Origin of the sequence: Paenibacillus sp. J14 (assembly GCF_000518465.1) — a bacterium.
GTDB lineage: Bacteria > Bacillota > Bacilli > Paenibacillales > Paenibacillaceae > Fontibacillus > Fontibacillus barengoltzii.
Map to the genome: position 1 here is coordinate 1 of NZ_JADQ01000047.1, position 25,987 is coordinate 25,987.

The 25,987-nt window shown below is 48.3% G+C and carries 21 protein-coding genes; 7 read left to right on the forward strand and 14 right to left on the reverse strand.

The features are described 5' to 3' along the window. Positions 1-429: 429 nt before the first annotated feature. Positions 430-1,125, reverse strand: coding sequence for a DUF6273 domain-containing protein (locus M891_RS0116625; protein WP_036700769.1), 696 nt, complete (start codon positions 1,123-1,125; stop codon positions 430-432). Between the two features lie 105 nt (positions 1,126-1,230). Here M891_RS0116625 and M891_RS0116630 point away from each other — a divergent pair, with 105 nt between their 5' ends. The 3 genes from M891_RS0116630 to M891_RS0116640 are packed head-to-tail and all read left to right on the forward strand — an operon-like array spanning position 1,231 to position 2,851. After that, positions 1,231-1,587 (forward strand): PadR family transcriptional regulator, encoded by a 357-nt coding sequence (locus M891_RS0116630; RefSeq protein ID WP_028539617.1) that lies wholly within the window; start codon positions 1,231-1,233, stop codon positions 1,585-1,587. Next, entirely contained in the window at positions 1,584-2,261 is a 678-nt protein-coding gene (locus M891_RS0116635) for a permease prefix domain 1-containing protein (RefSeq protein WP_028539618.1), read from the forward strand. The genes M891_RS0116630 and M891_RS0116635 overlap by 4 nt, the downstream gene beginning before the upstream one ends. Beyond that, positions 2,258-2,851: a DUF4825 domain-containing protein gene (locus M891_RS0116640; RefSeq protein ID WP_028539619.1), complete on the forward strand. Its 594-nt coding sequence runs from the start codon at positions 2,258-2,260 to the stop codon at positions 2,849-2,851. Before M891_RS0116635 ends, M891_RS0116640 begins: the two co-directional genes overlap by 4 nt. A 153-nt stretch (positions 2,852-3,004) precedes the next feature. On the opposite strand, the gene M891_RS0116645 is transcribed toward M891_RS0116640, so the two are convergent. Both M891_RS0116645 and M891_RS25870 read right to left on the reverse strand, forming a co-directional pair. Then, positions 3,005-3,229 (reverse strand): hypothetical protein, encoded by a 225-nt coding sequence (locus M891_RS0116645; protein ID WP_016313281.1) that lies wholly within the window; start codon positions 3,227-3,229, stop codon positions 3,005-3,007. Beyond that, positions 3,178-3,522, reverse strand: coding sequence for a DUF1492 domain-containing protein (locus M891_RS25870; RefSeq protein WP_009224658.1), 345 nt, complete (start codon positions 3,520-3,522; stop codon positions 3,178-3,180). Before M891_RS25870 ends, M891_RS0116645 begins: the two co-directional genes overlap by 52 nt. Before the next feature lie 182 nt (positions 3,523-3,704). On the opposite strand from M891_RS25870, the gene M891_RS0116655 reads away from it, so the two are divergent. Further along, a complete protein-coding gene (locus M891_RS0116655) occupies positions 3,705-3,929 on the forward strand; it encodes a hypothetical protein (RefSeq protein WP_016313282.1) in 225 nt (74 codons plus the stop codon). A gap of 188 nt (positions 3,930-4,117) precedes the next feature. Here M891_RS0116655 and M891_RS0116660 read toward each other — a convergent pair whose 3' ends face one another. The 7 genes from M891_RS0116660 to M891_RS0116690 all read right to left on the reverse strand — a co-directional run bounded on the left by M891_RS0116660 (position 4,118) and on the right by M891_RS0116690 (position 14,028). Then, entirely contained in the window at positions 4,118-5,155 is a 1,038-nt protein-coding gene (locus M891_RS0116660; protein WP_028539620.1) for a glycoside hydrolase family 18 protein, read from the reverse strand. Between the two features lie 64 nt (positions 5,156-5,219). Continuing rightward, complete coding sequence (locus tag M891_RS0116665; RefSeq protein ID WP_028539621.1) at positions 5,220-7,850, reverse strand: transglutaminase domain-containing protein; 2,631 nt, start codon at positions 7,848-7,850, stop codon at positions 5,220-5,222. Between the two features lie 6 nt (positions 7,851-7,856). Continuing rightward, the gene (locus tag M891_RS0116670) at positions 7,857-8,906 is read right to left on the reverse strand and encodes a carbohydrate-binding family 9-like protein (RefSeq protein ID WP_028539622.1); all 1,050 of its coding nucleotides are present in this window, start codon (positions 8,904-8,906) and stop codon (positions 7,857-7,859) included. A gap of 39 nt (positions 8,907-8,945) precedes the next feature. Then, the gene (locus M891_RS0116675) at positions 8,946-10,385 is read right to left on the reverse strand and encodes an alpha-L-fucosidase (protein ID WP_028539623.1); all 1,440 of its coding nucleotides are present in this window, start codon (positions 10,383-10,385) and stop codon (positions 8,946-8,948) included. A gap of 66 nt (positions 10,386-10,451) precedes the next feature. Beyond that, positions 10,452-12,101, reverse strand: coding sequence for an extracellular solute-binding protein (locus M891_RS0116680; protein WP_028539624.1), 1,650 nt, complete (start codon positions 12,099-12,101; stop codon positions 10,452-10,454). A gap of 40 nt (positions 12,102-12,141) precedes the next feature. Continuing rightward, the gene (locus M891_RS0116685; protein WP_016313288.1) at positions 12,142-13,047 is read right to left on the reverse strand and encodes a carbohydrate ABC transporter permease; all 906 of its coding nucleotides are present in this window, start codon (positions 13,045-13,047) and stop codon (positions 12,142-12,144) included. 18 nt (positions 13,048-13,065) lie between these two features. Then, positions 13,066-14,028 carry an ABC transporter permease gene (locus M891_RS0116690; RefSeq protein ID WP_028539625.1) on the reverse strand — a complete coding sequence of 321 codons (963 nt, stop codon included), beginning with the start codon at positions 14,026-14,028 and terminating at the stop codon, positions 13,066-13,068. 420 nt (positions 14,029-14,448) lie between these two features. On the opposite strand from M891_RS0116690, the gene M891_RS0116700 reads away from it, so the two are divergent. After that, a complete protein-coding gene (locus M891_RS0116700) occupies positions 14,449-16,755 on the forward strand; it encodes a helix-turn-helix domain-containing protein (protein ID WP_028539626.1) in 2,307 nt (768 codons plus the stop codon). 78 nt (positions 16,756-16,833) lie between these two features. On the opposite strand, the gene M891_RS0116705 is transcribed toward M891_RS0116700, so the two are convergent. Together M891_RS0116705 and M891_RS0116710 are read right to left on the reverse strand one after the other, a co-directional pair. Then, positions 16,834-18,003: an SEC-C metal-binding domain-containing protein gene (locus M891_RS0116705; RefSeq protein ID WP_028539627.1), complete on the reverse strand. Its 1,170-nt coding sequence runs from the start codon at positions 18,001-18,003 to the stop codon at positions 16,834-16,836. Between the two features lie 21 nt (positions 18,004-18,024). After that, positions 18,025-19,011, reverse strand: a complete 987-nt coding sequence (locus M891_RS0116710) for a Gfo/Idh/MocA family protein (RefSeq protein ID WP_028539628.1) — start codon at positions 19,009-19,011, stop codon at positions 18,025-18,027. A gap of 157 nt (positions 19,012-19,168) precedes the next feature. Here M891_RS0116710 and M891_RS0116715 point away from each other — a divergent pair, with 157 nt between their 5' ends. Both M891_RS0116715 and M891_RS0116725 read left to right on the forward strand, forming a co-directional pair. Further along, positions 19,169-19,681 (forward strand): hypothetical protein, encoded by a 513-nt coding sequence (locus M891_RS0116715; RefSeq protein WP_028539629.1) that lies wholly within the window; start codon positions 19,169-19,171, stop codon positions 19,679-19,681. 504 nt (positions 19,682-20,185) lie between these two features. Continuing rightward, positions 20,186-20,794, forward strand: a complete 609-nt coding sequence (locus M891_RS0116725) for a DUF1273 domain-containing protein (protein ID WP_028539630.1) — start codon at positions 20,186-20,188, stop codon at positions 20,792-20,794. 86 nt (positions 20,795-20,880) lie between these two features. Here the strand turns inward: M891_RS0116725 and M891_RS0116730 are convergent, their stop codons facing one another. Next, positions 20,881-22,629, reverse strand: coding sequence for a hypothetical protein (locus tag M891_RS0116730; protein WP_028539631.1), 1,749 nt, complete (start codon positions 22,627-22,629; stop codon positions 20,881-20,883). After that, positions 22,629-25,787 (reverse strand): serine/threonine-protein kinase, encoded by a 3,159-nt coding sequence (locus M891_RS24095; protein ID WP_051417062.1) that lies wholly within the window; start codon positions 25,785-25,787, stop codon positions 22,629-22,631. The genes M891_RS0116730 and M891_RS24095 overlap by 1 nt, the downstream gene beginning before the upstream one ends. Positions 25,788-25,987: the final 200 nt, after the last annotated feature.

A 25,987-nucleotide genomic window follows, 5' to 3' on the forward strand; every position in this document is an offset into this window, starting at 1 on the left:
TGATCCAGCGATAGGTTTCGTAACCTGTGGGTCCTGCCTCGTAGCAAAACGATAGCGTTTCGGCCGCTCCCAGCTCTTTGATAAGCTTGCGTAACGCTGCCGGTGTGTGGGGAATGGTTCCGTAATAGCGTGGAGCTTCCCCGCTCACATCTGCAATNGCAACCGAAATTTTTTCTTTGGATACATCTAAACCGACGAATTTTGTGGTAGACTGCATAGTATCAGCTCTCCTTTGCTATGTAGCTCTGAAATGGTTTGGTTTATACTACACTATCCATTTTAACCTACGAGATGTAGCAATTTGGAGGGCTGTCTTTTGTTTACGTTCATCTTAGCTAGAAGTTCCAAACAACTGCAGTCATGCCAAATAAGGGCTGTACGTTCCGTTAAGTCCTTTTGCCAGCCGCCAGTGATCAAACCAACGCCAGTTTACTTTAACATACTCAGCTTAATCGCAGGCCGCACCCCATCCCGTGCCAGACTGACGTTGGCATAACTGCGGATGCTGGCTCCCGGGCCGATAAAATGGGCGCGCGAAGGTTGATTCCCCTGCGTGCGCAGCCACCACCAGGAACAGCCCAGCTTCTGGCCGTTTCGCAGCACATAATTGGCTTGCTCACCTTTGTCATAGACGTAAAGGCTGCAGCCGTCAGGCTTCTTCATTTTCGCATAATCCGTCCCTACGGTAGTCAGCCAGGCCTTGCCAAGGCTTGCGGTGAAAGCCTTGACCTCCGGAACACTCAACAGAAACACATTGTCCTCCGTGTCCGGGCAGCCTTCCCCGTTATCTGTACAACAAGTCGGCTTGATCAATGCTTGCTCCTCCGGGCTAAAGGCCATAGTGAAAAACTCCTCATTTAACCACTGCCGCAAATCGCAATCACGCCAGGTGATGTCGACGGCATCCCGCCACGTGACGTCCTTGCTTTTCCCGTGATATCGCTTGCAGTCCAATATCTCTTCACTCAACAAGAACAACTCATCGCCCGTATTTTGGAGAACCCGCCACACGATCGGCTGAACTGTTCCATCGGCGAAATGGGGATACGAGCCAAAGGTCATCTGTTCTCCCGGCTGTATGTCATGTTTAAGCAACGTCGAAGCAGATTGATGATTACCATCCATAAAGCTGCCTATTACGCCGCAATCGCGTGACCCAATAACCTGACACCAACTACCTTGACACACATAGTAATATGTATTACATTGTTCCGAAAGAGGTGAACCATAGTGAACGACAGCGCCATCAGCCGGGATTTGATCCGCGGCCATATCGATACCATTATTCTCCGGGTGCTGCTGGAGGGAGATAACTACGGGTATGAGATCATGAAATCCATTTCCTCCATCAGCCAAGGACGTTACGAATTAAAAGAACCGTCGCTCTACACCAGCCTAAAGCGATTGGAGGCCCAGGGGTTGATCGAGTCCTATTGGGGCGAAGATCGCAGCTTGGGCGGTCGGCGCAAATATTACCATATCACCCCTGCGGGAGTCGAGGTTTACAAAGCCAATTTGGCAGCATGGAAATTGTCCCGCGAAATCATCGACGTTCTGATTGAGAAACAGGAGGGATTCCCATCATGAATTCGTTGCATAACCACGTGGATCGTTTATTTGCCGGTTATCCGGCGACTCAGCGCAATCGTGAAATGAAAGAGGAAATCATCAGCAATTTGGAAGCCAAAGTCGCCGATCTCATGGCGGGCGGGATGGATTACGAACAGGCCGTCCGGACGGCAACGTCCAGCTTCACCCGCATCGACGGGCTGATTGACGAACACCCGCCGATCTATGTCAACCGTTATCGGTTGGAATGGATGCAAAAAGTGCTGTTTTTAGCCATCATTCTGTGGATCTTCACCATACCATTACGTTTGATCGAACGCACACCCTTAAGTTTCTTCCTTCTGGGCTTCGTTCTGGTTCTTGGCCTCCTATATCTCGTGCTGCATTTTGCATGGCGCGGCCGAGCGCTTGAGGTAACAGCTCCTCGACATCTCGCGGCGGCCCGGCGGCGAAGCCGGATCGTGTGGCTGCTGTGGGGCCTGTTCATTTTGATTACCTTGCTTGCGATTACCGCCCTCCGGTTCGGGAGCAATATCTGGTATGGCTATCAAGTGAAGATCGGCGGTCCGTATCAGTTTGCACAACTGGGCATTCAATACGCCAAGCCGTTTCTCACGATTTGGATTCCACTGGCGTTCCAGCTCAGTGCTTCGTTACTGACAAAACATGAAGTAGGTGATTGGGAAGCATGACAACAAGACAAAGCATCAAACGTTGGAACATCGGAATTTTCGTTCTGCTCATCGCCGGATTCGTATGCTTAGGTGTGGTAGAAGGCGTGGCACTTCCCCGCCAAGATCAGCAGGAGGCGCTCTACAACGAAGCGCAAAACAATCCGTTAACCCATGACATTACCCGTACAGCCTCTTTCGCGACGCCTTACATGGGAAATGCGGCTAAGGTATCCGGACTTTTTCAGTCACTCCCGCTGGGACCCATTCGTTCTTTTGCCCTTGATCCGGATGAGTTCACGGTGCAAGTGAATCTGGATTTATCGGTGCCGATGGCGGAAGCCGATCGCGATCGCGCGTATTTATACAGCGCCACGGCAGCTTTTGCTTATATCGATAACCTGGAGGCTGTAATTTTCAACCAAGGTTCAGCCGCCTACCGTGTAACGCGTGAAGAACTGCTGCACTGGTACGGCGTTGATCAGTTTTCTTCTTTAACCACCAGCTCTGCCACATGGCAAGCTGCGGTGCAAAACAAGCTGACAGATCGGGAATACACGCGGCAAGCATTTCAGGAACTGTTTCATGAGTCTGAGACTCTATCGGTTTAACGCTTCCTTCTCCCAATGCTTTTCTCTGATAAAGCCCTTCTAAGCACACTCATCTATAAGGGAAATTCGGATGCCGCATTCACAACCAGATCTCAAAAAAATAAAAAGTCGATCAGGAGTGAACTTCCTGACCGACTTTTTGAGGTATACTCATTACTTCTCTTCCCGCCTCTTAATCATCTCCAGGAACTCGAGAATGATGTCGGAAACGGCATCCTCTTCGGACATATGAATATACTTGCTTATATGCACAATATCGCCTTTAAACAGCTCGATTAACTTTAACGTCGCATCGGGATCGTTATCCCTTGCTTTTTGAAGCAAACTCAGGAACTCTTCATCATCCGGGATAACTCTTTGATCATCTTTCGTTTCCATTTGTTCACCCCTTGCTGACTCATATTCAACTCGCGGGCGACTTCCCCCTCCGTTTTGTCCTGTAAATAGATTTTGGAGATGATCGTTTTTCCCGTCGTAGAAGGAAGCGCATTGATCAGCTGTCTCACAACAATTTTGTTATCAGAAGATGAGGTGAAGCAGGTTACGGCCGGCTCGACTCCATTGAATGAACATTCCCGTTTTCTGACGACTCTCGCTCTGTATTGAACCCTCCATGCAATACGATAAACTTCTTTCCGATATTGCTCGTACACGGTATGTTGTTCCTTCAAAACTACCTCCCCCTTTCATTTTCATCTTCTATGTATAGGGAAATTTTCAAGGGGGTTATACAACCATAATTATATAAGTAGTAATGATTATAACATTTTTTCTAGAATTTGGTTGTACTAAGACGAACTTTTTTTCCCCATATAGTGAAGGGCCCAATAAAAAGTTCAAGGAGGTACCCATTATGCAGGTTGCAGATATTGTGTCGTTGGTTGCGAATGTTGGCTTTCCTGTCACACTTTGCTTCATCCTGATCAAATATGTGCTGCAAACCGTTGGCGATAAATTGGGCAACATCGAGGCTTCCTTGCAGGCTCTCTCCGAAGAAGTACAGCGGCTGGATGATATTCTGGGCGAAGATCGGCAGACCTCAGGAGCCTCTAGCAGTAAAGAATCTAGGAAACTGTGAAAATCCTCAGGCCTAAGGTTGTACCGCAGTTGCGGGTAAAAACACCCCTATTTATATCTATGACGGGCCCGGCAAAGTTAGAACGATTGATGTCATCACAAAAAGCCCCATGCTGCTCGCGATCCTTTTGGTTCAAGGTTCACGAAGCATGAGGCTTTTTGCGGGCTGGGAACGTTCAGGATTGTCCCTTACGATGATTGTAACCCTTGGTACAGGGCATCAAGCAGCCGGTGCGTCCGATCGCAGCCATACTCCCAGAACATCACTCCGGCGAGCTCTTGTGCTTTGACGTAATCGCATTTATAGCGAATCGACATTTCATCGTCATAGGAGATAAACGTTTGGCCGTCGAACAGATACGGCGCTTTCGCTTCCTCATCCCAGTAACGGACAAATCCGTTGCGATCGATATACTCAGCGGCTAATTCCGTAAAATCTGGGCCGTACCCGCCCGATCCGGGGGACATTTGATACAGCCCGCGGTTCACGTTCGGTACATCCTTCCACATGCGCGAATAAAACGCTGCGCCGATGACGATTTTCTCCTTAGGCACCCCAGCCCGAACAAACAGGTTCACCGAGGCGTCAACACTGATGCGGAAGAGGTCCCCGGTTCCGGTGTACAGGTTGGTGTGATGCCCGGTCAACGTCTGGAAACCGCCGCGCATGTCGTACGTCATCAGCTGGACAAAATCGAGGTAACGCTGGACCTCGGCCATTTCCGTACCGTCAATATAATATTGGTCTGCTCCGGCAGCAATTGTCAGCCAATAGTGGCGGCCATCCCGTTCGCCTTGCCGATCGAGTGCCTCCCTCATCGTCCGCAACAGCAACGTAAAATTCGCCTTGTCGTCCGGGCTGGCGGCAATCCCCGCCTCGGCATAGCAGGGGTACTCCCAATCCAGGTCGACCCCGTCAAGCGCATATTCCGTGACGGCGCGAACCGCCGACTCGGCCATGGCTTGCCGCCCGGCTTCCGTTGAAGCAGCCTCCGAGAAGCCGCCGGCGCTCCAGCCGCCAACCGACAGCAGGATCGTCAGGTCAGGATTCTCCCGTTTGAGTTCGGGCAATAATTTTAAGTTTTGCAGATGTCCCGTTTGAATCCGGTCTTCACGTACATGGCCAAAGGCGATGTTGATATGGGTCAGCTTCTTCAGTTCTTCCTTCGTCAGTTCAGGGAGGTGGCGATCGCTAACGTAGCCCGCCACCACATAGTTCCGGCTCATTTGGTGCTCCTCCCTTGGCTGGCGCGGCCGCCCGCGCCAACCTGAGTTGTCGTCTCATACACAGTTACAAATCGCTTAAAATTTGAAGTGCTTCCTTGCCGCTTCCCGGCTTATAACCCGATTGCACGTAACGGACGTTCCCTTCTGGGTCCAGGACAAATAGGTGCGGGAACCCTCCGCTCCCTAACTGGATGCCGGCATCCGTGAACCGGCGCAGCGCCCTGTGACCGGGATCGCCGGCAAACACCGCGCGATTCGGCAATCCTGCAGCAGCTTCAGGGATGGCAGGAGCCGGTGAGTCCTCCTCACGCCCAAGGACAAAAACAACCGGGATTCCCAAAGCGTCAAACGTTTCCGCGAGTTCTCCTGTTTCACGCAGCAGATGCTTCGATGGCTCCCGCTCCGGCTCCAACCAAGCGATCATGGCGCCGCGCGGACCTTGGCACAGTGCCCCCAGCGTTGTCTCTGTCCCATCGACTTGCCATAGCGGCGTCTTGGGATCCGGCGATCCGTACACCGGGATATGCCGCGATGGGGCTGGGAAGGTCAACGTCACCTCGGTCTGCTCTTGCTCTGCCACCCGGAAGTACGTCAGCCGTCCTAGCACAGTGCCGTCCTTCAGCCGCACGCCCGAGGTAATCCGGTAATCGCCCGGCTCAACGTCAAACGCGGTATCGTACACATCGGATTTGCCGTGCGGGTACAGCAGCGTTTTATAGAACCCATTTTCCAACCGGGCGATCGTGAAGTTCTCCATATAAGAGGCGTTTGGTGCGTCGGTTTCGCCATCCGCTTCGCGCCGAAGCACCAGCTGGCCGGTGCGGACATCAGCGTCCGCAGCCTGTTCTTCGGGTACGCTTCCGATTGCTGCATCCACCCAAATACCCGCCGCATAATACTGTGGCTTCAACTCGTTCGGGTGCAGCCTTGCCGGAATGCCAAGGCTCCGGCATAATGAGACGAACAGAATGTCCAGCGCGCCTTGATCCGCAATCCGCAGCTGGAATGTGCCAAGAGGTCCTGCTTTACCGCGCAGGTTCCCCGGCCCCATATGCACCTTCCAGCCTTCATTCAGGAACTGAACAAGTCGGGAAGGATCCGCTTGATAAGCTTCGATCTCTGCTTCAGTAAATTGAGACTGCAGCGCTGTCCGGTAAGGGGTGATCATCTCAAACAACACGCGCGGGCACATCACGTACGTCACGAACAGCTCCCGATCGTACGAATCCTTCCACGGCAACGATCCGGTTAAGTGGTCAGTCAGCGTCTCGCGCATCGTATCGGTTAAATCTTTCTCCCGCAGGCTTTCGAGCAGAAGCAACGGCCATTCGCCATATTCCGGGACGCGCTCCTCCAAGAAAGCAGCGATTTCCCGGCCGTTACCGCGAGCAGGCTCCAGCACTTTCCATACCCGGTCGGCCGGCAGCCCCAGCTGGGCAGCGAGTCGTTTGGCATCTTCCTCTGTCAAGAACGTCTCTTCATAGGCCCGGCGCAGGGCAGCCCCTTCAGCCACGCGTTCTTCATGCCGCTGTAACTTTTCCGCAGGGAGCGGTTCAGACTCCGGACCGTCCAACTCCGGCGGAGGCACCAGCTCGAAATCCTCGCTGTCAACCGGCTGCTCTCCAACCGCTTTGCTTAATACGACCTCGAACCGGTCACCGTCCGCGATTCGGATCTTCCGCTGCCCCCAAGCCCCGTCACGCACGGCCCGAACGATCAGATCCCCGTAACCGGTCGTGAACCGAACTTCGCCATGCTCATCCGTGATCAGCTCAGCCAGCGGGAAGAGCTCGGCATAGTTGTACAGTTGGAACTGCACCTTAGCCCCAACCGCCGGCGTGCCGTCCGTCTCCCGCACCTCCACGGCGATGGTCCGGGTTGGCGCGTAATTCGCCAGCAGGTTCAGCTCGGCATACGGGCCGCTCTTGACGGTAATTTCCTCCGGCCCGGTATAGGTGGCCGGGACGCGGGTATGCACCAGCATCGCCCGTCGTGCCGGACCGCTGAACCAACCTTGGTCCAGACGCGCCTCCGGCTCGCAAGCGCCGATATAATGCCATTTGCCGTCTGCCCAAGCCTCGACCCAAGCGTGATTATCGTCGCAGTGCGCCCAACGCGGCGTGTAGCACTGCCGCGCCGGAATGCCGATGCTGCGCAGCGCCGCAACCGCCAGCGTGGATTCCTCGCCACAGCGCCCGCGTGCGTTGCGAATCATTCCGATCGGCGACAACGTGCGCAAGTCGCTGCCGATGTAGGTCGCTTTTTCATGACACCAATAATTCGCCTCGAGAATCGCCTCCGCCATCGATAATCCTGCCGTCCGCGGCCCCAGTTCCGCATAAATGACGTCACGGAAATCCTCGAGGTTCTCGGTGTTCACCCTGACCGGAAGCACGAAATGCAAGAACAGGTAGTCCGGCACCCGATCGCCCCAAGGTACCTGCTTACGGATAGCCAGCGCCTGACGAACATGGGTTAAGAAAAACGTGCCGTCATAATCGGCCAGATCGTTTAGCGGCATATGCACATACAGAAATTTTAATGCCCACGCCTCTTCAACTGTTAACGGGCCGTCAAAAACACCAAACAACTCCTTCTCCCGGCCCTGGGCGAGCTTTCGGATGTCCGCAAACTTGCGTTCCATCTGCTCCAGCTCCTGTTCACTTAACGAAAACACCGGTGTCTCCACGCTCATCCATGCTCACTCCTTCCACAGTTTTCCGTCTTCCCGGATATAATAGATCCCCTTGCCGTCCGATGCTGGCGCGGAAATCTCAAATCTTCTGCTCGCGGCCTCAACCGTCGGCTGAATAATGCGCAGCACATCCTTTTCTTCCGCACTTACGAGCTCTGTAAGTTCCGTCGTAAATCGACCATGACGGGCATAATAGTTTCGCTGGCGATAATACAACCGGCGCAGCTCCCATTTGATATATTCGTCCTGCGGCAGCGGGAAAGCCTTAGATCCATCACCCGCATCGGCTCCCTCGTCCGCAAAAACCACATACCCCCACAGCTCGGGATAATGCATGTTGATGATGCCTTGCGGAGACCATACCCAGTTGTCCTCGGGGTAAGGCTTCCCGGTCTCCGGGTTGATTTGCTTGACGTAGCGGCCGTCTTGCACCTCGACACGCCATTCGACCCGGGAAAAATTCACCCGCCAGAACTCACCCGGCATCGGCGGACGCCCCTCCGGCGCACATTCGCGCAGTGCGGCCCACGGGAGGGCTACCTCCACGCTCCACCGACGATTCTGTGCCGTCGGATCGTTTAACTTCCCATCGATATATACCGCCGTGCGCAGCCCATGAATGTCCCAGCCGTTCACCGGCGGTCCACCGTCCCGGTAAGGCTTGACCAATAGCAAATCCCATACTGTATTCAGGGCGTTGATTTCAAATTCATAATACAGGTGGCTGTCGCCATCTGGATCGATAAAGATTTCAAAGTCGTTGTCATGGAAAATCACCGAATCTCGTTCCGTCAGCGTCGCCCAAATTTCGTCCTCTTCCATTTCAGCTGCCACGTAGAAATATTCGTCATCCCACAGCATTTTCGCCCGCGTCCGTTTGCTTGGCTTGGGCCGTACATCGCCTTCGATATCCACGAAGTCGTCCGTCCATGCCGCAGCATCCCAGAACGGCTTGTCGATCCGTCCGTCCAGGACAAGCGGCCCGGCGGCCCGCTTGCAGATATAGGTTTTGGGTGCAAATTCGATTGAAGGTTCAGGCACCTCGCTGTAATTCACCGTTGTTCTCTCTCCCTTCCTGATTCAAGTCAAGACTGCCTAGCGGATGCGCAGCACGATCGCGATCGGCGTCTCCCCTTGCCGCGCGGCATCGGGTAAGCGCACCGCCACGCCTCCCTCCACAGATGGGCGGAAGTCCAAGGCTTCGGCGCCGCAGACCAGGTCAATTCGGTTTATGCCGGAAGCGGAAAGCGGCAGAAGCACTTCCTCCGGAATGATCTCCGCGCCTTCTTGCACCAGCATCAAGGCGTATCTTGTCTCTCCCTTGCGAGTGAAGTAAATGTTCCCGGAAGCATACGGCTCACAGATCCGTGTCCCGTAAATGGCTTCGCCGTACACCTTCAGCCACTCGCCTAACCCTTTCATCCGTTCCAGCGCCGGCTTCGGCAGCCTTCCGTCCGGCTGCGGCCCGACGTTAAGCGCCAGATTGCCGCCTTTGGCGACGATTTCGACGAGCAGATGCACCAGTTCACGGACAGATTTATAGCTGTCGTTAAAGCTGAACGAGAAGGAATGCCCCATCGTGATGCAGCTCTCCCAAGGAACGGTGAGCGGCCGCTCCGGCACAGTTTGCTCGGGGGTGATCAGGTTCTCGTATGGCCCGCCCACCGTGCGGTCCGCGGTCAACAACCAAGGTTGGATTTGCCGTGCCTTCTCCACCACTTCGCCGAGTCGAATGTCTTGATTGCGGCGGGCATTTACCCACCCGGCGTCCAGCCATAACATATCGATGCGGCCATACCGCGTCATCAGCTCCATGATTTGCGCATGGGTAAACTGAACGAATTGCTCCCACAGCCAAGGGTACTGCTTCGGATCATACGATGGTCCGCGCCACATTCTGCTGCCCCGTTCCATGCCCGGTGCCCAGTAATACGGCGTATGCCAGTCCGCTTTGGAGAAATAAGCGGAGATCGCCAATCCTTCGGCACGGAACGCATCGAACAACACCCGGCAAATATCCGCATAACGGTGCATATGGAACGGACAATCCGGCCCGGTGATCCGGTAGTTGGTGGTATGGGTGTCCCACATGCAAAATCCGTCATGATGCTTGGTCGTAAACGTTAAATACTTGAACCCGCCATCCGCTGCCGCTTTGGCCCATAACTCGGGCTGAAATCGGATCGGATTAAACGTACGATTCAAATCAAAATATTCTTGTTTGAACCGTTCCATGTCATCGATCCAGTCAATGTCGTTGCGAGACCAGTCCCCGTCCTCATCGCTGAGCGCCCAGGACTCCACCAGGCCAAGCTGGGAGTACGGCCCCCAGTGCATCATCAGGCCCAGCTTCTGATCCTGGAACCATTCCAGCCGCTCGAGGAGGAGCGGATCTTCCGGTCTCACCCAGTTTTGTTCACTGCTGTAATTGTGCACACCTTGCTCCACAGCCGGTTCAGCTGCAAAAGGCGCCTCGGAGGGCGCCTTCTGCGGCTCGGCCGACGGCTCCTGATACGCGATTTCCTTCTCGCTCATGGATGCCTCCTTGTCTCGGTCCGATAGATTTATTGATTTGAACTTGCTACCATATCTGCCATTGGCTTAGCTGGCTTGATTCCAACGGTCATAAGCCGCTTGGTATACTTCGGCAACGCGATCGCTGCCCATTTTCTTCAGCTGGCTGATGTATTTATCCCAGTTATCAAGCGATTCTTGGCCCGTAACGAACTTCGCTTCCATTTGCGTTACATACGTATTCAAGTCAGAAAGCAACGCAGACACCTCGGATTGCTCATCGGTCGTCAGGAAGGCGTTCGGGAACGGCGGTTTGCCGATCGGAGCCAGCTTCTCTTGCGTTTGTTTTTCAATCCATTCGTCAAATTCTGTCTTGAGGCCATTCGTCAATTCGCTCAGGTTGACGCCCGGTGTCAAAATACCGTAGTTTGGTGTAATCGTTCCGCGATACTCTTCACGGTCTTTGCCATCCGGTACCGGCAACCATTCCTTCACTTTGTTCTCTTTATCCTTGTACTGCCACAACAGTCCTTCAGGACCTTGCGTCCACAAAGTGGAGCCTTCATAGCTGTATTGATAATCGATCCAACGCATCGTCGCTGCCGGATTCGGGTTGCTCTTCGTAATCGCGAAGGTTCCGTTGGCCGACATGCCCGGATGCTTACCATAAACCGGCGTACCTGCAATATCACTTGCTACCGGCGTCATCAGCGGATGCTCATCACTTGGCTCCCCGCCGAGCGTGAAATATGGATGATAGTCGCTGAACAGAGCAACCTGGTTATTTTTCCCTTTGGCTTTCTTCTGATCATCGGTTTGCGAGAACGTCTCGTGATCCAGCAGTTCTTCCTTCCACAGGCGGTTCATAAAGGTCAAATACTCTTTATAGCCTTCTTCTTGTCGTGCATAATGCACTTTGCCTTCCTTATCGGCATAGATGGTCGTGTCATACATCCCCCAGAACCCGAAGAAGAACATCCGCAGGTCGTCCAGTTTTACGGACGAGAGCGGGATTTCATCCGCTTTGCCGTTCCCGTTCGGATCCTCTTCCTTCACCCGTTTCAGATAGGTGTAGAGCTCTTCCGTGGTCTTAGGCTCTTCCGCATTTAACGCCTTCAAGAATTTACCGTTATACCACATCGGACCGCGATACCATACTGCTGCGGTATCAATGAACGGCAGGGCATAAATATGTCCATCCGTCGTCGTAATGTTCTTACGAATGTCTGGGTTCTCATCGAGGATCTTCTTCAAGTTAGGAGCGTAGTTGTCGATCAGATCCTCCAGAGGAATCAGAATCCCTTGGCTGCCATAGGTGACTTGTTCCGCAGGGGTAATGTCTGCTGCGTACAGCGCATCTGGCAGGTCGCCGCTGGCGAACACCAGGTTTTTCTTCGTACTGAAGCTATCGATAGGAGCCGTTTGGAATTCCACTTTGATCCCCGACAGCTTTTCCATCTCTTGGACTACGGGCATCGTGCTCCAATCCGCCATCCCGGCATCCGGAGCCAGCATCGTCAGCGTAAGCGGCTCATCGACGATAGGGAATCCCTCTTTCTTAACGCCCTTCACTTCTTCCGCTTGTTCGGAAGAGGCAGCGTTCGTTCCCGAGTTCGCCCCATTCCCTGAATTACTTGCCGTGTTGCCCGAATTGCCGGACGAACCGCAGGCTGCCAGCAACGAGGCCAGCAGGAGCAAGCTTAAAGCTAGCGCTCCACGTCTTTTTAGCTTCTGCATGAATGAATCCTCCTTTTGAATATTTAAATGTATGGCAAGATCATCCCTTAACGGAACCGATCATGACACCTTGCACAAAATAGCGTTGCAGGAACGGATATACGACAATGACCGGCAGCGTCGCTACAATAATCACTGCGTATTTAACCAGTGCGGCCACTTCCGCCCGGTTATTCAAGGCGGTGGCAGTAGCAGCATCAATCGAACCAGTCTGCGCCGACATCTCCTGCAGGACCAGAATTTGCCGCAGTACAAGCTGAAGCGGATATTTTGCATCATCATTCAAGTAAATCATGGCTGAAAAGTAGCTGTTCCAATGACCTACCCCGAAGAACAAGGCCATTACTGCAATAATCGAAGTCGACAAAGGCAACACAATTTGGAAGAACAGCCGGAAGTTACTGCATCCATCGATTTCTGCGGCCTCCTGGAGCTCTTTGGGGATATTGGATTGGAAGAACGTCCGGCATACAATCAAATTCCAAACGGAGGTGGCCCCCGGTAGGATTAAAGCCCACATCGTGTTGACCATGCCCAAATCCTTAATGAGCAAATAGGTCGGTACCAAACCACCGCTGAAGAACATCGTGACCATAAAAATCCCCATAAACAGATTCCGCCCAACAAAATCTTTCCGACTGAGCGCATAGGCGGCCGGGATGGTCACCGCCAGGTTGACCAGCGTACCTACAACGGTATAGAGAATGGTGTTCCCGTAGCCGGTCCAGATTTGCGGATCCCGGAACACCCGTTCATATCCTTCAAAGGTAAGGCCCATCGGCCATAACCACATTTCCCCGGAAGAGACGTATTTCGGGGTACTGACAGAGGCGCTGATGATGTAAATGATCGGATAGGCGACGATGACCAGCGCCAGGAACAAAAACAGATAGTTACATGCTAGAAAAATACGATCTCGCCGAGTTTCCTTAATTGCCGATACCACATGTCCCACTCCTTTCTTCTACCATAGGCTGTTTTCACTGACGCGCCGAACGATCTGATTGACGGTGACAAGTAATATCGCGTTAACAACCGAGTTGAACAAGCCAACCGCCGTGGAGAAGCTGTACTGCGCATCCAGCAAGCCTGACCGGTAGACGAACGTCGAGATGACGTCGGAGGATTCCATGTTCAGCGGGTTTTGCAGCAACAGGATTTTCTCGAACCCAACGCCGAGCAGACTCCCCATATTCAGAATCATCAGGATTGTAATGGTGGGCAGAATCGCCGGAATATTGATGTACCGAATCCGCTGCATACGCGATGCCCCATCCAGAATCGCCGCTTCATGAAGCCCCGGATCAACCCCGGTTAATGCGGCTAAGTAAATGATCGTGCCCCAGCCGGTTCCTTGCCATACGTCAGACAACACATACACAGTTTTGAACCAGCGAGGATCGGACAAGAAATCTGGAGGCTTAATGCCAAACGCTTCAATCAAGTTCACGATCATCCCTGTGGAAGGCGTCAGGAACGTAATGATCATCCCCGCCATAACAACCATCGAGATAAAGTGTGGTGCATAGGTTACGGTCTGAACCGTTCTTTTGAAGAAGCCGTCCTTCACTTCGTTAAATGCTAACGCTAGAATAATCGGGAGCGGGAACCCGACCGCCAGCCCGTACAAGCTGATCCCCAGCGTGTTCCACAGCAGATCCCAGAAATAATAAGAATTAAAGAAACGGACAAAGTGATCGAAGCCAACCCATGGACTGCCCAAAATTCCGTTCACGGGAATAAAGTTTTTAAAAGCGATCTGAATCCCGTACATCGGCACATAGCTAAAGATCAGAATGCTTAATAATGCAGGTGCGATAAAAATGTACAATTGCCAATTCCGGAGGATTTTTGTCCTGAGTTTTCGTTTGGCAGCGATTTGGGGTATAGGCCTGGTGTCGATCGCGGTTGGTGCGCTTTTCTGCATCGGCGATTCCTCCTTTTTTTTCTGAAGTGTAATGGGGCCGCCGGGCTTTCGTAAATATGTCATTTTACTTTGCGATAACAAAATGCCGCAGCAAATTTAACAAATTGATTGATTTTCATCTCTTTTCATGTAAATTTCATGTAAGTAAAATTAACAAGAGGTAGTCCCGACAGATGGCTTGGAATGTGTATTTTTTTACGGTTCATGCCGCAATTTACGCCGAAGAAAGCCTGAGACAAGCCTTAGCAAGCAAAAATAACATGTGATTCCCGCCCCGTCCCGCTACTTTCTTCCCTTGCGTTATCCGTAAAACTCCTTTACGTTTTATATAAGAAAAACGTCTATCGACGTACATTCAATGCAGACAGACTTTTTGATATCCAAAAAATAAATAGAGCGGGCGAGGGGGGCAGACGTAACGTGAAGCTGAATTACTTCAAGTCGAAGCTTTTTCAAAAATACACCTGGTCTTACTTGTTCATGCTGCTGGTTCCACTTGCATTGTTATCGGTCTTCATCTATAACAGCGCGGTCCGCAATCTCCGCTCCGAAATCGAACAATCGCATCTGAACCAGTTGACACAGGCCAAGACGATCGTGGACAGCCATGTCCAGCAGCTCAGCGATATCGCTTCGCGGGTTGCTTATGACGATCAACTGGCCCGTTATCGCGTGCATGATCCGTATTACAGCTTAGAGGCGATCAATGCGCTCAAAAATTACAAGGCGACCAGTCCGATTATTGGGGAAATGTTCTTATACTTCCATGGCGATGAGAGGATTTATTCCACCGCCGGGATGACAAGTCTGGACGTGTTTCACGAACGTTATCATTTTTTGAACTGGGACGACTCTACACTGGTGGAGGAACTTAATACCATCAAGTTCCCTGTCATTCACTCCACCGAAAGGTTAAACAAGAACGGAACGATACAGAATTCGGTCTTGGCTTATCTCGTTCCGATTACACCTAACAACCCGAACCCGCACGGAACATTAATGTACCTGATCCCAAAATCGGAGTTGACCCGACTCATCGATACAATCCTTGGCAACTATGAAGGATCCTCTTACATTTTCGATAACCATGGTCGTGTCATGGCATCCAAAAACAATCAAGAACAACCGCTTGAGGGATCGGACCTGCAGCAATTAGTTTCGCTTTCAACAGGAATCCACAGCATTGAACTGGGCGGGGTATCGCATTCCGTGGTTTCGGCCAAGTCAGAGACCAACGGCTGGAATTACGTCACCTTGATGCCGAGCTCACAGTTCCTTGACAGCGTGATGCATCTGCGCAGCTTGATGATTTTGCTGCTGGCTGTGCTGACTGTCGTCGGAACCTTGGCAGCACTGATCTTGGCGCGGCGTCAGCTTCATCCCATCCTTGATCTCGTCAAGTTTGCCGATTCCAAATCGAAGCTCGGCGGACTGACCGCCGAACCGCACAAAGCCGGCAACGAGCTGGACCGCATCCGTACGGCGCTCCAGGAATACAGCTCGCGCGCCGACCTGCAGGAGCCGTATGCACGCAACCATTTTCTATTGATGCTGCTGAAATACGGAAATGCCCGCAGCCTGATGCCGGAGCTGTTAAGCTCGCTGGAGATCAACCTGAACAAGGCCCGTTATTTCGCCATGATTGTCGGCCGGGATGAAGCGGCGAAGAGCCGGCTGAACAGCCACGATTGGCAGGAAATGATCGGACGGCTGGCCGCGGCGGAAATCCCTGAATATAGCGCATGCCTTTACAGCGTGGAGCTGCCTAAACCCGGGCAAATGGCCCTGATCGTTGGCTTTGACAAGGTCGATTCCTGGTCCGGGCCCGACCAGTTCCGCCGGCTCGTCCACCGTATCCACGACAACCTGCTGGAGCATTTCCGGATTGACCCTGTGATTGGGGTAGGCACGTATTACAACGATCCTGATCAACTGAACCAATCGTTTATTGAGGCTTGCTCAGCATTTGAATCACGGATGTTTACCGGGCATGGCAGCATCACCTTCTTCGAGAAGCTGTCGCATTCGCCGGACGAAACGTCCTGGGTGCCTAAGAACGAGCTGCTGAAGCTGTCCCAGAGCTTAAAGCAAGGCAGCTACGAAGTGGCGGCCCAAACGATCAGCGAGGCGATGAAAGTGCTGCAAAATCCGGAACTGTCCGTCGAAATGAAGCGCTGCATCAGCTTTGACATCTTGAATACGATTCTGCGGACGGGAATGGAGATGGACATCCGCGATTGGACCTACGAAATCCCAAGCTCCGATGCGTTTAATTCCTTGCAGGAGCTGGAGCGCCATTTCCTCAGCCTCGCTTCGCGGATCTGCGAGTTGGCGCTGCATAACGAACGCAAGGAAGAGCATTCCCTGATGGACCGGATTATCGCCTACATCGACAGCAATTATATGGATCACTCGTTAAGTCTGGAGGCCATCTCCTGCAAATATTCGATTTCAGTATCGCATTTCAGCCGCTCCTTCAAAGATCAGATGGGGATCAATTTCGTCCAATACATCTGGCAAAAACGGATGATGGCGGTGATGAACGATCTGACGTCCACCAACGATTCGCTGAAGGACATTATCCAGCGGGTCGGCTACCTCGACACGCCTAACTTCATCCGCAAGTTTAAGAAGGAAACCGGTTTAACTCCCGGCCAGTACCGCAAGCTGTATTCCCAGGCGGAATCCAGCAATCCGCCGATTTCGGACTCGGCCGATGCCGGGTAAGACGGTTGTTCCCGAATTACAAAGAAGGCTGCCTAAGCACTCAAGCTTTAGGCAGCCTTCTGGAATTGACGTTTTTGATTATTTCCCACAGCATTTCTTGTACTTCAAACCGCTTCCGCAAGGGCAAGGATCGTTGCGGCCAATCTTGTTCGACCGGGCTTGCTTGACGACATACCCGCGAATGACAGGTCTCGCTTGCGAGCTTCCGGAAGGGTCCTGCATCCGGCGCAGCTCGTCCAACGTGTGTCCGGCATTGGACCACATCCGGGTGTGGTCGTATACGTCACCGATGAGGGCTACCGCTTGCTGCACCTGCTTCTGCGACAAGAAGTCCAGATCCCGACGTTCGAATTCGTAGAGCAGATCCTGCAAGGAAGCTTCCATCGAACAGCCGAGCTGAATGTCGTCCACTAAATACTCCGCGCTTTCCGAATCCAAATGAAACTCTTTCGTTACGAACTCCCGCAACGCTGTCAGTTGCGGAGTCATCTCAAAGTAGTCTTGATCCGCATATTTAAGCAGCTCTTGCGCTTCCGGCACATAGTAAGGCTTCCCTTTTACTTTCCCCTTGAGATCCTCAAATTCTTTGTCCTCCATGTCCAAGGAGGCAATATATCCCTGACGCGGCTCAAAATACTGATCCGTCCGGAGAAGGAATTGGTTCATCTGTTGCAGCAATTCTTCTTCCGTGATGGATGCATGGCTGTTCTGCGCGTTATAGATTTCCGTCAGCTTCGCGGGTTCGATGATTCCATACAGATTAATCGCCGCCATCAAGTAATTGTAGACCCGGTGGCTTCGTTCCAGCGCCTGCCGGAGAGCCGGTTGATCCAGCTTCCGGAAGGCGGCCTTCACTTCGTCTGGAATCACTAGGTGCAACTGATTGTCAGTGAAAAACGTAAACAGCAAGCCGCGATCCAGGAAATAGTAGTAGTATCCGAAAGGTGTCGCGTTGCTTGGTTGGCAGGAACCATCCAACACCGAGGCGAACAGCTCCCACTCCATTGGTCTGCTGTTGAGTAAAGCGAACTCCAGCGATTCGGGATTTTCGATGCTTGCTTGAACGGCTGCGGCCAGTTCCTCCTTCTTCATCTTGGAGCGGCCAGGAATGCTATATACGGCGGCTAACGCCGCCAGCCGGGTCTTGGTCAGACTGGGCAAGATATCCGCCAGCTGATGCATCACCTCGCCAATCATCGCATGCTGAATATTGTTCTCCACCAGCAGTTGGTTCATCTGATCATTCATGTAAAACTACTCCTCTTCATTTCATTCAAACGGATATTTCAGTCCCCATTGCCCGCGAATCTGATCCATCAAGCGCAGGATCGCCAGCGATTCATCGAGCGAAATGTCGCTGCTTTCGGTCAACCCGGCGTTCAGGGCCAGACCGACGGCTTCCGCCTCATAGGCATAACCTTTAAAGGTCCGATCATCGGTCACGGTCTCAGGTTCTTCCCCATCTACATACAACGTGGCTGTAGTCGCGTTAAGGAACCCGGGAATGTAAATCTTGCCGTTCGTGCCATGAATATAAGCATCGTTGCCGATCGCCAACCGCACGGCGCCATTTAAGGAAGCGACAGCCCCATTTTCGTAGGTCAACAATACGGAGAAGTGCTCATCGACCCTGGTTTCCCCGAGATGCGCCGTACTTTGGATGCTTTGCGGGTGCGGCCCCAGCACCATCGACGCAAAGGAAACCGGGTAGATGCCGGCATCCAGCAGCGCCCCGCCGCCAAGCTCGGGGTTCAGCAGCCTTCCGGCCGGATCCCAGCCGGCGCGGAAGCCAAAGTCCGCTTTCACCAAGCGCACTTCGCCGATCCGTCCAGCCGCCAGCCATTCCCGCACACGGCGGATGACCGGCAGAAACCGCGTCCACATCGCTTCCATCAGGAACAGCTTGTGTTCGCGGGCATAGGTAACCAGTTCCTCCAATTCGGCGGCATTAACCGTAAACGGCTTCTCGCATAAGACGGCCTTCCCCGCACGCAGCGCCATCATCACATTGTCCTTATGGTAAGGATGCGGTGTAGCTACATAGATGGCATCCACTTCCGGGTCAGCGACCAGTGCCTCATAGCTTCCATAAGCTTTAGGAATCCCGTATTTTTCAGCAAACGCCTTGGCCTTCTCCAGATTTCTCGAACCGATGGCATAGGCTTCGCCGTTGCTCGCATGCGCCAAATCCCCCGCAAACGATTCGGCAATTCCCCCAGCCGCTAAAATTCCCCACTTGATTGTCGCCTCTCCCATTCGTTCCTTCCTCCTTTGCTCGACTCACCTTTCATTCATTATACCTGCTAACCCGCCGATGGGGAAACGGAACGAATTGGAGCGTCCGATATGCTATAATCAATAGACGCGGGAAGGACAAGCCCCCGCAATTTCGCCATTTGAGAGGTTGGGCAGCATGCTGACATTTGAGCAGAAACTGGAAATCTTCAAATCATTCCCTGAGCTGGAACAAAGAAACGTATCGCTGGGCCGGGTAAATTTCCACTATGAAGGCAGCGTTTATGATAAAAAAACCGTTGTCTACCACCTACACCCCAACGGGAACGGGTTTGTATACGCCGGGCTGTTGGACGGGTATGAGACCGATGCCAAAGGATTCGTAAATATCCGGGACATGGCAGAGCCGGAGTTACGTCGCCTGGTCGAGGCGTCCATTGCCTCTTTGTCCGTCCGAAAGGACGAAGACAGCGTTTCATCCCCTGCTAACTCCAGAGCTAAAGACGGTTCCCTGCACAACACCTCAACCGGGGGGATATGGGTGAATGCCAAAGGTGAGAAGCTGACACTCAAATATGAGGATGATTTGTGGTATATCTACTCCGGATTAAGCCTGGAGATGGCTTTTGAAACCCGTGAGGAAGCCGGGGAATATTTAGCGGAGGAAGGCTTTTCCCCATTTAAAGGATAATAACTGAAAACTCAAGTGACCGACCATGCCTTACGGGGCATGGTTTTTCGTTGATTTTCAAAAAAAGTTTGAATTTGTTCAATAAATTGTTTGATTTTTGACACAAAATGTTCAATAATTAAGTCAGACACAATTTGTTCACATTTTTATGAGTCCAGTGAAACGTAAAGGAGCGAATCCTCATGTGGCAACCGGAGAAATTGAAAGGCAACGCTTTTCTATGGATTGTGGGACTGGGTGCTTTTTATGCGGTGTTCTATACCGTGTTTACCCTGCTCTCGATTCACGGTTAATAGTCACGTTTTTTTGTAACCGCTGCCATGGGCTTGGGCGATCTGCCTGATCCCGTATATGGTGAATGTCAAACATCTACCGCCGAGCCAGTGAGGTCTTCCTCCCTTGCGAAGCGGTGTTTTTGTTTTTGCCGGTTAAGAAAAGCAAGGTATAATACGTTACGTGGCCGTGATCGGCACTAGGATCAACTTATGTTAAGGAGTTATCGACTTGAAAAATCTGCTTGTCACCGGTTACCGCGCCCATGAGCTCGGTATCTTCAACCAGAAGCATCCTGGCATTCCCTATATCCGCCAAGCGATGATCAATCGCCTCATTCCCTTGCTCGAAGAAGGGTTAGAATGGGTCATTACCCCTGGCCAATACGGCGTGGATCTGTGGGCCTGCGAAGCTGTTTTTGAGTTGAAGAAGCGGTATCCTCAGCTGAAATGCTCGATCATCACCGCCTACAGCCGTCAAGAAGAGAAATGGAGCGACGAGAAAAAAGACTACTATTCGCAAATTCTGCGCCAGGTCGACCATTACGCAGCCGCAAGTAAGGAGGGGTACCTTGGTCCTTGGCAGTTTACAGGCCGGGACGAGCTGCTGTTCCGCAAGACTGACGGCATTCTGCTCGTTTATGATGAGGAGGCGGGCGAGGCAAGTCCGAAATATTTCAAGGAACGAGCCTTAAAGAAGCAAGCCCAGGACGGTTACGTCTACATCAACATCGGCTCCGAAGAAATTCAAGCGATCGCCAACGAAGAACAGGAGCGGGCTTACGTTGACAGCGATCTCCATCCGGAGGATTTGGGCCCTGCTCTCAATGATTATTACTAACAATTGATTATTATTTCTACTTTCAATTCACAAAAGCTCCCATTCATCGGTCGAATGGGAGCTCTCATAATGAATTTATAAAAATTTTAGCTACATAACCTTTTTAACTCAGATTCTAAGGAGTCAATTATTTTTAATTGTATTCTTTGATATCCTCCTCTTACAAACATTGGCATACTACCACCTAAATCTTCATCAAGAAACTTGTAGTATGTTGGCTTATTTTTATCATCCAATGCAAGATGATGGGTAGAGTGTCTGTACAACTTTATTTTATGTAAAATCTTTTGTAAGTCAGGATACTCATTTTTAAATCCATTCCAGAAATAACCCTTTAGATTATTTCGAGTCCAATAATTTTCAACATTTTCAACAAGTGATTTATTAATAAGATTGAAAAAATCTTTATACATCTCCTCATTTTTAACGAGTCCATAACTAACTAATTTTTGTACATCCGGAATAGCATCTTCTTCTAGCCACCCAATGTTGTTTTTCTGTTTTATAGTATCATCAAATTGGTAATATAAACTAATAATACTCAGCATTTTCTCTCTATACCATTTCTCATTTATATCTTTTGAGATATTCGTTTGTACTCTTCTTAAGCCGTTTATTCTCTTTTTTATAAGACTAATAGCATCTTCAGAATGTATTTTGTACCCATACTCAGCAAAACATGCCTTACTATGAACTAAATTCAACTCAGTTTTACGGAAATCAGAAACAACCGCCGTAGTATCATCTATCATCAGTATTTTTGAATCAAAGCATGGATAATTAGAAACTGTTATTTTGTTGATATTTAACAATTTTTCACATTGTCTCTTTTGATATCCATTTGTAAATTCCCTACCAGTAATGAAAACCTCCACATTTACTCCTCGGCTAGAGCATTTTGCTAAAGTTTCAATAAAGTAATCTGATATTTCAGCCATATCAACCAGAGGTAACGAGATACAAACATTAGTTCTCGCTTCACTTAGCAACTTTTCCCACTCTTCTGATAATACTCCTATATTCATTTCTTGAGATTCATCTAAATTAGGTAACAATTCACTAAGAAGGTGAGATTTATTATCTTCGAAGTATGAACTCATATTTATTTTAATTACAGATGATCCTGAGTTATCGAGTTCTAAGATACAATCTTCGTAATTTTCCATTCTCTGCCACCCATCAAAGACCATATATCTAAAGTTCTTGTCTCCACTGAAGTCAGCAAAAATTAATAAGAATAGACGCTTATAGTTAGTTGCTTTCGCAATAACATTGTGTAGTCCCATTAACTCCATTTCATCTTCGTCATTATTCAATTTTCTTAATTTTCTAATAGTTTGTTTTAGTTTCCTCAGATCTATATTTTCAATGTTAGGAATATCTATTAGTGGCATAACTGATTTAAGTCCTAACTCCCTAAGAGATCTACTTGACATCATATTTGAGTTATCTACTTCGATATTACCGTTCAACCCATTTATTGCAACATTCACTTCTAATATTTCATAGTTATCTAGTTTATAAGTTTCTAAATACTCTCTCCCTTTCTTTGTTAATACATTAGATCTATCGATTAATTCCTTTGACAGAAGGTTATACCAAGACTGTTCTATTAATTCCCTTGGAAGCCCCATTACACTACTGATATCATCAAAAGATAAATTTAATGTGGAATATCTAAGTACAAACTCATCTACAACCGCTAATCGTTTTTTTGATACCATTGAGCAATATAATTTCCGCCTAAACATTGGTATACCTATTTCGCAATATCCAACAAGCTTAAATCCTGGAAACTCCGAGCTATTATTTTTTACATGTTTCTCTAGGAACATTATCTTAGGTCCTCCAATAAGCAATTATTAGGATAGTTTCGAATGAAATCAATGACATCTACAAATGGATTTCTACCAATTACTCGAGCTCTTTCCGCAAATTTCGCATCACCGACTAATATTAAACATGTTTTCCCTCTAGAAAGGGCAACATTTAAACGTCTAGCATCATCCAAAAATCCAATTTTACCCTTGGAGTTGTTCCTTACAATACTATATATAGCTATATCTGATTCCGATCCCTGAAACGCATCAACGTTATTGATTTGAATCTTCAGGTTTTTCCATTTTTTATTATCATTTGGTTGAACCAAATTAGTTATTATTGATCTTTGAGCATCATAACCTGATATAACCGCTACAGATGCTTTAATATTCTTTTCACCGTAAATATTTTCGATCTCAGATAACAATTTTGATATAACAGTGGCTTCAGCATCATTTCTCTTTGATACACCCACATTTTGCTCAATGTTATTAGCTAAACCATGAGTATTTAGCCATATAATAGTTTTAGGCCACCAATCTAAAAAATGTTGTCTCTCTTGAGGTAATTTTTTTGAAACTATATTTTCTGTAGGATAAAAAACATCATTAATTAATTGTCCGATTGTAGGGTGCATCCTAAACTGTGAAGTAAGGACAATTTTTGCTTCATCTGAAATTCTTTCAAAAAGCTCTTCAAATAAACTCTTTTCCAGATCGCTTTTTCTGAGTCCCTTTTCTTCTTTCTTATATTGTTCAATATTCGAATTGACTACAGGAGGTAACTGCTTGTGATCTCCAACTAAAATAATTTTTTTCCCTCTAACTAACGGTACAAGTAGTTCAGGAGTAGTAGCTCTTGCTGCTTCATCAACAATAACCCAATCAAATGCCATTTCGTTTAAAATATGACGAGAAGCTATTCCGAGACATGTTGCTGCAACTACTGAGGCATTCTGGGCAAAGATTTCATCAAATTCATCTAAATTCCCTAAGCGTTTATGCCATTCTCTGGTAATATTGGTCAACTCATATAATTTCTTCTCGTTTTTATTTAATGTAAGTGTACTGTGATCTTGCTCTAAATTTTCGTTAAATTTTTCAATCTGACTCATCTTTTCACCAATTTGTTCCTCGCTTAAAGTAAAATTAGATTCTAAATAAATTTGGAAATTTTTTTTAGAGGTCTCTCGAACTTGCGCAACCCATCTATTTACTTGATTTGTCATCAATAACGATTCGGATTCTTCGGAGATCTTTTCTAATCTTCCCACTCTAATTGCTTTGTGTTTGCCAATATGTTTTACAATATTAGCAAGTGCATGATCGACAGCAACATGTGATTGTGAGGCAAGTAAAATTCTCGCTTCAGGATCCTCTTCCAATATTTTTAAAATTATTTCAGTAATTACTGTCGTTTTCCCTGTTCCTGGCGGCCCTTGTATTAAAAATACATCTTTTGTTGATAGTGCCTTATTAACTGCTACTTTATTAGAAAAATCAAGAGTCTGTATAAAATTTTTCCGCTCTATAATAGAATTCATCGTAGCCAACTCCGGGTCGCGGATTATTTCAATCAAATTAGGATTAACGGTACGACCATCCGTTACAGCTCTGGTAGCGTTTTGTAATCTTTTTAGACTCGCCTCAGCTTGAACTAAATCTAATCCAAGCTTTCCTCTTGTGGAGATTTCCTCTAAATTTACATTTGGTTTAATATTTATAATAACATTGTCTTGTTCAATGCTATCAAGCACTCCCACTGTTATTTGGCTTGTACCATTTTTTGAAGTTAGTTGAATCAAATCATTTTTCTCTAGGCCAACATCAGAATTATCAACTGTAACTACAAGTTTTCCAGACATTTCATCATAGATAAAATTTGAGTATTTACATAGTCTTTTCTTTTCTTGAATTATTAATTTTTCATCTTGTAGGTAATCATCCCATTTTTTAAGTAGCTTATTCTCCTCATCTTCCCTCGCCTTACTTACCTTTCTTTTCCTTTCCTCGTCATTTACATGTAGTAATACCTGACTGAGCGCCTCAGATCTTTCCATTTCTTGCATGTTTTTTACAACAAACCACTTAGCATAAACTCTGATGCCGCGCCGTAATTCTTGCTCTTTTAAGTTAAAATCATCATCTAAGTTGTTAATTAAACCAACAATAAAACAACTTTGGTCTGGTGAAAGCTTACAATGATATTTCAACGAATTTCCGATTAAATAGTAGTTGTTATTATTTTTGTAAATAACAGACTGTTCTAAATCATTAGAAATGAAACTAATTGCACTCTCAATGTTCATTTGTCTAATTTTTCCTAAAGAGTACAAATCCTTTGATATTTGACCTTTTATTTTTAAATACAACTTTGTTCTTCTGGATAATAAATTCATGTACTCCGACCTAACTACATTTATTATCTGATGTATATTATCAGGTCTCTTACTAGAATCATTTTGTAATAGTAAAGTAAGCAATTCTTTAATAGAATTAGAGCAATTAATCGGATCAATTTTCGTTAGTAATGAGCCTTTATCTTCTGGTGGGTCTTGGGCTGTTAATAAATAATAAAATAGGCAACCAACGGAATAAAAATCACTCGTAAAGCTTATATTACCTCGTAAAAGTTGTTCCGGCGAAGCATATGCTACCGTCATCATGTCCTTTAAAGTTTGATTATTATTATAAGTTACACCAAGAATTTTGCTGATTCCAAAATCAATAATTTTGACATTCTCAAAAATATCAACAAGTACATTGGTTGGTTTTAAATCTCGATGTACTACCTTGTTCTTATGGGCTTCAGATAATCCAGAAAGTATGTCTAACATTATTTTTATTTTCTTTTCATAAGAAATATCAGGATTATTATTTATGTATTGATATAAATTGTCTGCCTCAAACCATTCTGTAACAATATAGAATAAATTATTTTCAACTCCTGAATCTTTATATGTAATTATATTTTCATGTCGAATACGGGATAAAGACTCGGCTTCCCTTCTAAAAAGCTCTTTTACTAGAAGTTGTTCATCAGCATTACTAAATCTAAGTATCTTAATCATAACTTCTTCTTCATCGTTTCTAATGTCAATTGCACTCCATATTTCTGTCGTAGCTGCCTTATATATTTCAGTAACAAGTTGATATCTTTTCGAAATTAACAAATCTATTCCTCCCTTGCATACTACTTTTGGTTTATTATCGAAATATGTCACTAGGCTAAATATACTACATTCATCCAATATATCCCATAAAAAAATATTCATTTATCGTTGAATAGACTATAAACTACCCAATAAAAGTCACCTTCCGCCCGCCTCCAGACTACACTAATAGCGTAAATCGCTTTCAGTGCAACACGACG

Excerpts from the sequence above, each read along its gene's own strand:
- M891_RS0116625 (WP_036700769.1), bottom strand. The coding sequence starts at position 1,125 with ATGGATGGTAATCATCAATCTGCTTCGACGTTGCTTAAACATGACATA.
- M891_RS0116635 (WP_028539618.1), top strand. The coding sequence starts at position 1,584 with ATGAATTCGTTGCATAACCACGTGGATCGTTTATTTGCCGGTTATCCG.
- M891_RS0116640 (WP_028539619.1), top strand. The coding sequence starts at position 2,258 with ATGACAACAAGACAAAGCATCAAACGTTGGAACATCGGAATTTTCGTT.
- M891_RS0116645 (WP_016313281.1), bottom strand. The coding sequence starts at position 3,229 with ATGGAAACGAAAGATGATCAAAGAGTTATCCCGGATGATGAAGAGTTC.
- M891_RS0116655 (WP_016313282.1), top strand. The coding sequence starts at position 3,705 with ATGCAGGTTGCAGATATTGTGTCGTTGGTTGCGAATGTTGGCTTTCCT.
- M891_RS0116660 (WP_028539620.1), bottom strand. The coding sequence starts at position 5,155 with ATGAGCCGGAACTATGTGGTGGCGGGCTACGTTAGCGATCGCCACCTC.
- M891_RS0116665 (WP_028539621.1), bottom strand. The coding sequence starts at position 7,850 with ATGAGCGTGGAGACACCGGTGTTTTCGTTAAGTGAACAGGAGCTGGAG.
- M891_RS0116675 (WP_028539623.1), bottom strand. The coding sequence starts at position 10,385 with ATGAGCGAGAAGGAAATCGCGTATCAGGAGCCGTCGGCCGAGCCGCAG.
- M891_RS0116680 (WP_028539624.1), bottom strand. The coding sequence starts at position 12,101 with ATGCAGAAGCTAAAAAGACGTGGAGCGCTAGCTTTAAGCTTGCTCCTG.
- M891_RS0116690 (WP_028539625.1), bottom strand. The coding sequence starts at position 14,028 with ATGCAGAAAAGCGCACCAACCGCGATCGACACCAGGCCTATACCCCAA.
- M891_RS0116705 (WP_028539627.1), bottom strand. The coding sequence starts at position 18,003 with ATGAATGATCAGATGAACCAACTGCTGGTGGAGAACAATATTCAGCAT.
- M891_RS0116710 (WP_028539628.1), bottom strand. The coding sequence starts at position 19,011 with ATGGGAGAGGCGACAATCAAGTGGGGAATTTTAGCGGCTGGGGGAATT.
- M891_RS0116715 (WP_028539629.1), top strand. The coding sequence starts at position 19,169 with ATGCTGACATTTGAGCAGAAACTGGAAATCTTCAAATCATTCCCTGAG.
- M891_RS0116730 (WP_028539631.1), bottom strand. The coding sequence starts at position 22,629 with ATGTTCCTAGAGAAACATGTAAAAAATAATAGCTCGGAGTTTCCAGGA.